Source organism: Comamonas sediminis (assembly GCF_041107495.1).
Taxonomy (GTDB): Bacteria; Pseudomonadota; Gammaproteobacteria; order Burkholderiales; family Burkholderiaceae_C; genus Comamonas; species Comamonas sediminis.
Genome location: NZ_JBGBDC010000007.1, coordinates 44,545 through 54,389, shown reverse-complemented (window position 1 = coordinate 54,389; position 9,845 = coordinate 44,545). Strand labels below are relative to the sequence as shown.

The 9,845-nt window shown below is 64.9% G+C and carries 7 protein-coding genes; 5 read left to right on the top strand and 2 right to left on the bottom strand.

What is annotated here, in order from left to right; translation table 11 throughout:
• Positions 1-52: 52 nt before the first annotated feature.
• Together AB7A72_RS16315 and AB7A72_RS16310 are read right to left on the bottom strand one after the other, a co-directional pair.
• Positions 53-1,756: a ShlB/FhaC/HecB family hemolysin secretion/activation protein gene (locus AB7A72_RS16315; RefSeq protein ID WP_369460582.1), complete on the bottom strand. Its 1,704-nt coding sequence runs from the start codon at positions 1,754-1,756 to the stop codon at positions 53-55.
• A gap of 2 nt (positions 1,757-1,758) precedes the next feature.
• Positions 1,759-3,699 carry a filamentous hemagglutinin N-terminal domain-containing protein gene (locus tag AB7A72_RS16310; protein WP_369460581.1) on the bottom strand — a complete coding sequence of 647 codons (1,941 nt, stop codon included), beginning with the start codon at positions 3,697-3,699 and terminating at the stop codon, positions 1,759-1,761.
• A 371-nt stretch (positions 3,700-4,070) separates the two neighbouring features.
• Here AB7A72_RS16310 and AB7A72_RS16305 point away from each other — a divergent pair, with 371 nt between their 5' ends.
• The 5 genes from AB7A72_RS16305 to AB7A72_RS16285 all read left to right on the top strand — a co-directional run bounded on the left by AB7A72_RS16305 (position 4,071) and on the right by AB7A72_RS16285 (position 9,725).
• Positions 4,071-4,700, top strand: coding sequence for an ABC transporter ATP-binding protein (locus tag AB7A72_RS16305; protein ID WP_369460580.1), 630 nt, complete (start codon positions 4,071-4,073; stop codon positions 4,698-4,700).
• The gene (locus AB7A72_RS16300; RefSeq protein ID WP_369460579.1) at positions 4,697-5,500 is read left to right on the top strand and encodes an ABC transporter permease; all 804 of its coding nucleotides are present in this window, start codon (positions 4,697-4,699) and stop codon (positions 5,498-5,500) included. Before AB7A72_RS16305 ends, AB7A72_RS16300 begins: the two co-directional genes overlap by 4 nt.
• 61 nt (positions 5,501-5,561) lie before the next feature.
• Positions 5,562-7,277 carry an acyl-CoA dehydrogenase family protein gene (locus AB7A72_RS16295; protein WP_369460578.1) on the top strand — a complete coding sequence of 572 codons (1,716 nt, stop codon included), beginning with the start codon at positions 5,562-5,564 and terminating at the stop codon, positions 7,275-7,277.
• Between the two features lie 13 nt (positions 7,278-7,290).
• Positions 7,291-8,673, top strand: a complete 1,383-nt coding sequence (locus tag AB7A72_RS16290; RefSeq protein ID WP_312414464.1) for an L-serine ammonia-lyase — start codon at positions 7,291-7,293, stop codon at positions 8,671-8,673.
• A gap of 95 nt (positions 8,674-8,768) precedes the next feature.
• Entirely contained in the window at positions 8,769-9,725 is a 957-nt protein-coding gene (locus AB7A72_RS16285) for a LysR family transcriptional regulator (protein WP_313330634.1), read from the top strand.
• The last annotated feature ends 120 nt before the right edge of the window (positions 9,726-9,845 follow it).

Sequence of the window (9,845 nt, the reverse complement as noted above, 5' to 3'; positions counted from 1 at the left end):
GCGCCTTGGTTCACATCTGTATCGGTAGTCGTAGGCCCAGGGGGCCGCTACGCTAAAACTGGTAGGTCAGGCTGGCGTTCACGCGCCAGCCTTGTTTTTCATAGCCATCGGGGGAGCGCAAGGCCCGGCCCAACTGCAGGTCGGCAAAGGCGCCCTGGTAGGCAATGCGTGCGCCCGCGCCCAAGCCCGCGATGCTTCTGGATCGCTTGTCAGAGACGGTGCGCAGAATCGCCGCATCGGCAAACACATAGGGCTCATAGCGGGCACTGCCCCACAGCGGCTGGGTCTTGGCCAAGGCCAGCTCATTGCGCCAGACCAGGCCCTGGTCGCCGCCCAGGAAAGATTCGGGATAGGCGCGCACGCTGGAGACGCCGCCGGCAAACAATTGCTCGGACGAGTACAGCGGCTGGTGGCTCCACAGCGCGCTGATGCGGCTGCGGTAGACCAGTCGCTCTGCTACTGGCCGGTCAAGCGACACGGCGGCATCGAGCTTGCTGAACTGGTAGCGTGCTGCCTCTTTGGGCAGGTCGTCGGCGTCTTTGTCCGCGCCCAGGATGGGCAGGCCGCGCGAGAAGCCGACATCGACCGTCCATTGCCCGGCGCCCAGCGCGGTATCGAAACGGGTCAGGCGGTTGACGCCCACCCGCAGGCTGGTCTGCGCTTGCGGGGTCAGCGCAAAGTTGTTCACCTCGCGCGTCGATTCGCGTTTGGACAGCGAGATATCGAGCGCGGTTTTGCTGTTCTGGTCGCGCGCCAGCAGGCGGTTGAGCGACAGCGAGAAGTTCTTGGATCGGCCATACACCAGCGCGGTATCGCCGATGAGGTTCTGGTACTCCGAGATCGAGGCCACGGCCGAGACGGTGTTGTAGCCCCAGGGCACCGATACCAGGCCATAGATCGCATTGGTCTCCTGGCTGGACGTGAGGCCCAAGGTGATGGACTCCATCAGGCCCAGCACATTGCCCAGGTCCACACCGGCCTGGATACGCGCCCGGCCCGTGTTGCTGGAGCCCTGGTTGTCGATGCCCAGGTTGTAGCGGGCCACCGGCCCTTCCTTGTTGACGAACTCCACGATGGAGCCGCCATTGGTTTGGCCCGGCTTGATGAGCACCTGCACGTTGTTGCGGCGCAGGCGGTTGAACTGGTCGACGGCCTGCTCGATATCGCGCAGGCGCAAGACATCGCCCTCTTGCATGGGCATGGCCAGCCAGGCACCGACACCGGTGGCTGGCGCGCCGTTGAAGACGATGGCCTCGATGCGCCCGGCGACGATGGTGATGGACAGCACACCTTCCTTGAGGTTCTGCCCCCCCACGTAGGCACGCGATGTGGTGTAGCCCGCCTGGATCAGCGCCTTGTTGATGCGGTCCAGCAGCACATTGATGTGCTCGACGGCCAGCGCATGGTCCAAGAAGGGCTGGGTGATGCGGTCAAAGTCGCGCGCGTTCAGCAAGCTGCTGTCGCCGGTCGCCTGGATGCGCTGGATGTCAAAGCTCGGCCCGGTGGTGGGGATACCGGCCGGAAAGGCGTTGTCATCTGCGGCGGGCGCCGTGGGCTGGCTGTCCTGCTGGATCTTGCCGGCAGCGTTCTGCTCCAGCAGCTCTTGGCGCAGCCGCTCCTGCTGCTCGCGCAGCAGCTGGTCATTGGGGTCGCGCACGGGGTTGTTTTGCGCCGCTGCCGACAGGCAGACCAGGCCGAGCACGGTGCCCAGCAGCGCATGCTTGCCCAGCGCAGGCAGGGGAGGGTTGTTGCGCATCATCACCACCAGAAAATGCCGAGGTGGTCTTCAATGCGGACCGGGTCGCGGTGCGGTGTGCGCAGCACTTCGATCTCGCCGTCAATGCCTTCCTGGGCCACAAAGCTGCCGCCATCCTGGCGGGCTGCACCTTGCAGCAGCAGCCGACCTTGCTGGGCGGTAAAGCTGCCGCCCTGGTCGGTGGCATAGATCTGCGCCCAGGTATCGCCAAACAGCGCCTTGAGGCCCCGATCCCGCAGAATGACGGTATGCACCGGCTTGGCGCGCGCGATGATGCTGGGGGCCACCACCTGCATGCCCTGGCCGGCATAGACCAGGCCGCCATGGTTGAGCACGGTGCCAGCGGCTTCCATGGTCAGGCCCGTGGCCGCCATGATCTGGCCGCCCACCAGGCGCTCGGTGCTGTTGGCCCGGGTTTTGCAGATGAACAGGAAGCAACGCCGGCTGTAGTCATAGCCGCCTACGCTCAGTGCCTCGTTATGGATGTCGGTCTGCGATTTGATCTTGACGCTGCCGGCGTTGGAGAACACAAAGCCGCCCGTGTTGCTGAACGACTGGCCCTGTACGCTGAGATCACCCTGCGCCACCCAGTAGCCCTGGTGGTTCTCATCGGCCAGGCGGCCCTGGTCGGCGCTGTAGCTGGTGCGGCGGTTCAGCCCACCGGAGGATTCCCACTGCGATGCCTCGCCGGCGATATGGGCGCTTTGGTTGGAGATGGCGCCGGTGCTGACCAGATCCAGATTCAGGTTGCTGATGATGCGGGCGTTGGTGGAGGTAATGCCCCCGGCACCGGCTTCGAGCTTGACCGAATCACCCTTGCCAAAAATAACCGTGGTTTTGTCTGCGCCGACGGGGCTGCGGTTCTCAATGGCGTCGCCCGCCTTCAGGTAAACCGCATAGGGGGTTTCGTCCGAGATACGCTGGGTGCCGGCAATCTCGCCATCGATATTGCGGATGGATTGCTCCGCCTCCAGGCGGGTTTGCAAACCGGCCGACACCAGGCTTTGGCGCTCGGCAGAGCCTTGCAGATGGATATTGGCGGCATTGATCTGGATGGAGCCCTGTGCAGTGATCTGGCCCCCCATTTGCACCACATCGCCGGTGGATGACAGGGTAAATCCGCCGGCCGAGGCCACCATTTCCCCCTCATTGCGCACGCCGGCGCCTTTGTCGGTCACCAGAATATGAATCTGGCCGGCGGTGACTTTGGAGCCTGCACCGACGGTAATCGCGACCTCGTTGCTTTGGGCCTGGCCGGGCTTGTAGTACACCCAGGGCGTCAGGTTATCGACAGGCGACGCGGCGGTATCAAAACTGGCGCTGGAGTCGCCCGCCACCATGCGGATATGGGCGCTCGACGATGTGAATTCATTCGTCAGCGGGCCATCGACCTGGATGCTTTTGGCGATCAGCTCCAGCCGGATCAGGTTGCCGGCCATGCCTTCATCACCAATGTGGATGCGGCCTTGGTTAGTGCTCACATCCACATAGCGCTGCACCTGGCCTTCGCTTTGCTGCTGGTCACGCAGGCTCAACGCGCCGGTGGTCAGCGCCACGCTGCCGAAGTTGGAGAAGTTGGCGCCGTTGACCGAGATACCGTTCTGGTTGGCCAGAATCAGGTTGGCGCGGGGGCCCACCACATCCATATCGCCCTGAATGCGCGATGGCGCGGCCGAGAACACCTCAGCCACAATCGTGCGCGCATTGGCCTGTTCGTTCTGAAATGACAAACCGGGTCTGCCCACGTCGAACTGCTGAAAGCCGTTGTAGGACACGCCGTTTTCCGAGGCATTGGGCGTGACATGGGCACGCCCTGCCGCATCGATATGGACTTGGGGGCCACTGGTGGCATGGGGCACCACGGACGTGGCAACCCCTTGGGCGTAGCAAGACTGAATGGCTGCCAACAGCAAGCCGAGCTGCAGGCAATAACGCGAACGCATGGAATATCCTGTGTTGAAAGTTTTAACCTATGCACAAATTCGCGCTAATCTTAACCACTCACACCCATTTAAATGTCAACAATTCGGGATTATGGGGTTGACAGTTCAAATTAATCATTATTTGTTGTCTGGCTGCATCAAATAACATTATTTGAATAAACAAATTACTAATGTTGTGGTTTGCATTTATTGGATATTCAATAGGCTAATTGAACTCAAGAATATTCATGCGATTCGATTTACATAATTGTGGTCAGCCATAACGCTGGAGACCTGGTGGCACACGATGCGCGTGGCATTACTCAGCGCTCAGACCAGCGCTTCATCCCAGCGCCCTGGTAAGACGGCCCCCAGCGCTACACTCAGCCACCATGCCAGCCTCTCAGCCCAGCCGCCTGTCCATCCGCGCTCTGCAAAGCCCCATCAGCGGGCCCTGCTCGCTGGAGTTGGGCGCAGGCGAATGCATCGCCGTCATGGGGGCATCGGGGGCGGGTAAATCGGTGTTGTTGCGGCTGATTGCCGACCTGGATCCGGGCAGTGGCGAGGTGCTGCTCAACGGCCAGCCACGCAGCACCTTCAGTGGGCCTGCGTGGCGCCAGCAGGTGATGTACCTGGCAGCGGAGCCGGCCTGGTGGGGGCCGTCGGTGATGGAGCATTTCCCGCAGGGTTCGCAATCGGCGCTGCTGGAGATGGCCAGCGAACTGGGGCTGCGCCAGGGGTTCATCGGTATTCCGCTGGCCCAGCTATCCACGGGCGAGCGCCAGCGCCTGGCCTTGCTGCGCGGACTGCTGCGCCAGCCCCAGGTGCTGCTGCTTGATGAGCCCACGGCTGCGCTCGATGACACGTCTGTCGCTGCGGTGGAGCAATTGCTGCAGCGCTGCCAGCAGCAGGGCTTGAGCCTGCTGTGGGTGACCCATTCGCAGGCCCAGGCGGCCCGCGTCGGCCAGCGCTGCATGCAACTGGTAGACCACCAGCTGCTGCCGATGGAGGCTGCGCAATGAACCCGGCCATCCATCTGCAGCCCAGCGATCTGTTGGTGGGCGCGGCGCTGGTGCTGGCCGCTACTGCCGCATCCTGGGCGATGCGCCTGCAGCTGCAGCGCCAGGTGCTGTGGGCATCGCTGCGCATGGGGGTGCAGCTGCTGCTGGTGGGCTATGTGCTGCGGCTGGTGTTCCAGCAGGCGCACCCGGGCACCACCTTGGTCGTGGTGCTGGTGATGGTGGCCGCTGCCGCGCGCGAGGTCGCGGTGCGGCCGCACCAGCGCCTGTCTGGCGGGGGCAACTACCGCATTGCGGGCCTGGTGGTCGCGCTGTCGAGCCTGTCGACCGTGGTGCTGGCGCTGATGACCGCCGTGCGGCCCGACCCCTGGTTTGATGCGCGCTATGCGATTCCGCTGATGGGCATTGTGCTGGGCAGCGTGCTCAATGCCGCCAGCCTGGGGCTGGACAGTTTCTTTGACGGCGTGCGCACCGGCCGCGCCGCCATCGAGGCCCAGCTGGCACTGGGTACTCCCTTGCGCCGGGCGATGGCGCCGCACACCCGTGCGGCCATCCGCCGGGGGCTGATCCCCATCATCAACCAGATGTCGGCCGCCGGGCTGATCACTCTGCCGGGCATTATGACCGGCCAGATCCTGGGTGGCATGGACCCGCTGGAAGCCGCCAAATACCAGATTCTGCTATTGCTGCTGCTGACCTTTGCCGGCGCGCTGGCCGCGGCCGGCAGCGTGCTGCTGGCCGCCCGGGCGCTGGGTGATGAGCGCCAGCGCCTGCGGCTGGACCGGCTGAACGCCACACGCTGATCGGTTTTGCTATGGGCTGGCTCCATTCATAGAATGGGCAAGCACATCTGGGAGAGCAGCCATGGCAGAGCGCAACAAGGACAACCTGGTGGATGAGCTGGTCGGCTACGACCCGCTGGGCAGCGATCCGGCCTTGCAGGCCGCCCTGACGCGTGCACAGGCCCTTGCCTGGCTGCCGGGCCTGCAGCAGCATGCGCGCACCGTGGGCAGCGCGGCCTTTGCGCAGTGGGCCGACCAGGCCAACCGCCACCCGCCGCAGTTGCAGCAGTGGGATGCACGGGGCCGGCGCATCGACCAGGTGGAGTTTCACCCCGCATGGCACCAGGTGCTGGCGCATTACCGCGCGCAGCAACTGATCGACATGCCGTTTGCTGGCGCACCGGAAGATGCAGCCAGCGGCCGCTGGACAGCCTGGGCCGCCGGCTTTTACCTGCATGGCCAGGCGGAGGCGGGCAGCCTCTGCCCCGCAACGATGACGACGGCAGCCATCCCGGTGCTGCGCAAGGAGCCCGCATTGTGGGCACAGATCGCGCGCGGCATCAGCAGCGCCGAGCATGACGCGCGTGATGCACCGGTGGCAGACAAAACAGCTTTGTGGGTGGGCATGGGCATGACCGAGAAGCAAGGCGGATCGGATGTGCGCAGCAACACCACCGTGGCCTACCCGCTGGATGCCGCAGGCGGCGGGCGCGGCGCCGCCTACCGGCTGCAGGGCCATAAATGGTTTTACTCGGTGCCGACGGCCGATGCGCACCTGGTGGTGGCACGCATGGCCAGCAGCGCGCACGACGCCCATGCGCTGCAGGCACCGCTGGCCTGCTTCTGGGTGCCGCGCTGGCGGCCCGATGGCAGGCGCAACAGCGTGCTGGTGCAGCGCCTCAAGGACAAGGTGGGCAACCGCAGCAATGCCAGCAGCGAGGTGCTGTTTGACGACGCCTATGGCGTACTCGTGGGTGAGGAAGGCCGGGGCATTGCCACCATCATGGAGATGGCCACCATCACGCGGCTGTGCTGCGTGCTGGGCAGCAGCGCGCTGCTGCGCCAGGCCACCGTGCAGGCCCTGTGGTCTGCCCGGCACCGCCAGGCCTTTGGTGCGGCCTTGGTGGCGCAGCCGCTGATGCAATCGGTGCTGGCCGATCTGGCGCTGGAGAGCGAAGCGGCGCTGCTGCTGGCCATGCGGCTGGCACAGGCCTTTGAAGACAGCAGCGCCCCAGGCCAGACCACGGCGCTGGCCTGGCAGCGCATCATGACACCGGCGGCCAAGTTCTGGGTCTGCAAACGCGCCATTGCCTGCAGCGCCGAGGCGATGGAAGTGCTGGGAGGCAACGGCTACACCGAGAGCTCGGCGCTGGCCCGCATCTACCGCGAAGCGCCCGTCAATTCGATCTGGGAGGGCTCAGGCAATGTGATGTGCCTGGATGTGCTCAAGGCGCTGCAGCGCGAGCCCGCGTTGCGTGATGCACTGTGGCAGGACCTGCAGCGCATGGCAGCGGATGACCTGGCGATGGCGCAAGCGCTGCAGCGCCTGCACACCCAGTGGCAGGCGATGGCGCAGGATGCCTGGGCGCAGCAGGCGCAGGCGCGCCAATGGGTGCAGCAGCTGGTGCTGGTGGCGCAGGCGGGCCTGATGCGGCAGCACGCCGCGCCCGCGCATGCCGATGCCTTTGTGGCCAGCCGCCTGGGGCCGCATGCCCACCTGGGCGTGATGGGTGCTTTTCCCCTTGCCAAGGCCCAAATCAGCGCTATCCTCGGCGCCAGTCTGCAGTTGCAACATTGACCGGAAAGTAGCCATGGCCGTCAGCGTGTTTGATTTGTTCAAGATCGGTATCGGGCCCAGCAGTTCGCACACCGTCGGCCCGATGCGCGCCGCGCACGCCTTTGTGCAGCGCCTGCAGCGCCAGGGGGCGCTGGCACAGGTGGCCCGCCTGCGCTGCCAGCTGTTTGGCTCGCTGGGCGCTACCGGTATCGGCCACGCTAGCGACCGCGCCGTGATCCTCGGGCTGGCCGGCCATGCACCCGATACGGTCGATGTGAACGCCGTCGATGCCATCATTGCCGAGGTCAACAATAGCCAGCAGCTGCTGCTCAACGGTGAGCAGCGCATCGTGTTCGACCCCGCCACCGACCTGCTCCTGATTGGCGCGGTGAGCCTGCCTTTCCACCCCAACGGCATGCGCTTTGAGGCCTGGGATGCCCAGCATGAACTGGTTGATGCGCAAGCCTACTACTCGGTGGGCGGCGGCTTTATCGTCAGCGAAGAAGCGGCCCACGATGCCGAGCGCCAGCAAGCGATTGCACCTGATACCGATGTGCTGCCCCTGCCCTTTCACAGCGCCGCGCAGCTGCTGCAACTGGCGCATGACCACCAGCAGCCCATTGCGCAGATCATGCGCACCAATGAGCGCCACTGGCGCAGCGATGCCGACATCGACAGCGGCCTGCGCAAGATCTGGCAGGCGATGCAGGACTGCGTGCAACGCGGCTGCAGCACGCAAGGCCGCCTGCCTGGTGGACTGAACGTGAAGCGCCGCGCCGCAGGCTTTTACGAAGGCCTGACCCAGCATGCGAACACCGATCCGCTGGAGGTGATTGACTGGGTGAACCTGTTTGCGCTGGCCGTGAATGAAGAAAACGCTGCCGGTGGCCGCGTGGTGACCGCCCCCACCAATGGCGCCGCCGGCATCGTGCCGGCCGTGCTGCACTATTACTGGCGCTTTGTACCCGGCGCTACCGAGGCCGGGGTGGTGGACTTTTTGCTGACCGCCGGCGCGATCGGCATTCTGTACAAGGAGAACGCCTCGATCTCCGGCGCCGAAGTGGGTTGCCAGGGCGAGGTGGGCGTGGCCTGCTCGATGGCGGCCGCCGGCCTGTGCGCCGTGCTGGGCGGCACACCCGCGCAGGTGGAGAACGCCGCCGAGATCGGCATGGAGCACCACCTGGGCCTCACCTGCGATCCGGTCGCCGGCCTGGTGCAGGTGCCCTGCATCGAGCGCAATGCACTGGCCGCCGTCAAGGCCATCAATGCAGCGCGCATGGCGCTGCGCGGCGACGGCTCGCACATCGTCAGCCTGGACAAGGTGATTGCAACGATGCGCGCCACCGGCGCCGACATGATGAGCAAGTACAAGGAAACCTCGCTCGGCGGCCTGGCGGTGCACATCGTCGAATGCTGAGGGCGCTGGACGCAAGCCCAACCTGGGTGACAAGCAGGGCGGCTTGCGGCGGCCAGAGGGTCCCTGGGTTAAAACGCAAGGCCTACAATCGCGCCATGGCTATGCATTTTGACTTGGTGGATCTGCGCCTGATGGTGCATGTGGCAGACGCGAACAGCATGACGCGGGGGGCCGAGCTGTCGTTCATCTCGCTCCCGGCGGCCAGCACCCGCATCAAGAACCTCGAAGAGAGCATGGGTGTCAAGCTGCTCTACCGCACCAGCCAGGGCGTCACCTTGACCTTGCCGGGCCAGGCCTTTGTGCAGCATGCCCGCACGGTGCTGGGCCAGATCGAGCACCTGCGCGGCGACATGCAGGAGTACGCACGCGGCATCAAGGGCCATGTGCGGGTGTTTGCCAACACCACGGCGCTGGGCGAGTTTCTGCCTCCGGTGCTGCGCGCCTATCTGCGCAAGCACCCGGATGTGGACATCGACCTGCGCGAGCGCCTGTCCAACGACATCATCCGTGCCGTCGGCGAAGGCCAGACCGATATCGGCATCGTCGCCGGCCAGGTGCGCACCGAAAGCCTGGTCGCCATGCCCTACCGCAGCGACCGCCTGGTGCTCGTCGTCTATGCCGACCATGCCCTCGCCCGCCGCAAGTCCGTGGCCTTTGGCGATACCTTGGAATACGACTACATCGGCCTGCACGAATCCAGCGCCATCCATGCGTTCCTGCGCCAGCACAGTGACCTGCTGCACCGCCCGATCAAGCAACGCATCCAGGTGGGCAATTTTGAAGCCGCCTGCCGCATGATCGAGGCGGGCGTAGGCATCGGCATCCTGCCCGAATCCGCCGCCCGCCGCCATGCGCGCAGCATGGACATCCGCATCATCAGCATCTCGGACGAATGGTCCAACCGCGAGATGCAGATCGTCGTGCGCAACCTCGAATCCCTGCCCTCCTTCGCCCGCGAGCTGGTGGAGCTGCTGGTCGAAGACGGCGCCAGCTGCGACGACGGCCTGGGTGAGGCGGACGGCGATGGCGAGCAGGTGCCAACGAGTAATTGAGCGGCAACTAGGCCAGATCCGGAGCGCCTCAAGGCCGATTTTCGAGACAGGTCAGCCGCTTGGTTTGACAGCGACCCGGGCATCCTTTATGATTGAAAACAATAGCTTGAACCGCCCATC

Bases quoted from the DNA above. Each gene is read 5' to 3' on its own strand.
- AB7A72_RS16315 (WP_369460582.1), bottom strand. From the start codon at position 1,756: ATGCGCAACAACCCTCCCCTGCCTGCGCTGGGCAAGCATGCGCTGCTG.
- AB7A72_RS16310 (WP_369460581.1), bottom strand. From the start codon at position 3,699: ATGCGTTCGCGTTATTGCCTGCAGCTCGGCTTGCTGTTGGCAGCCATT.
- AB7A72_RS16305 (WP_369460580.1), top strand. From the start codon at position 4,071: ATGCCAGCCTCTCAGCCCAGCCGCCTGTCCATCCGCGCTCTGCAAAGC.
- AB7A72_RS16300 (WP_369460579.1), top strand. From the start codon at position 4,697: ATGAACCCGGCCATCCATCTGCAGCCCAGCGATCTGTTGGTGGGCGCG.
- AB7A72_RS16295 (WP_369460578.1), top strand. From the start codon at position 5,562: ATGGCAGAGCGCAACAAGGACAACCTGGTGGATGAGCTGGTCGGCTAC.
- AB7A72_RS16290 (WP_312414464.1), top strand. From the start codon at position 7,291: ATGGCCGTCAGCGTGTTTGATTTGTTCAAGATCGGTATCGGGCCCAGC.
- AB7A72_RS16285 (WP_313330634.1), top strand. From the start codon at position 8,769: ATGGCTATGCATTTTGACTTGGTGGATCTGCGCCTGATGGTGCATGTG.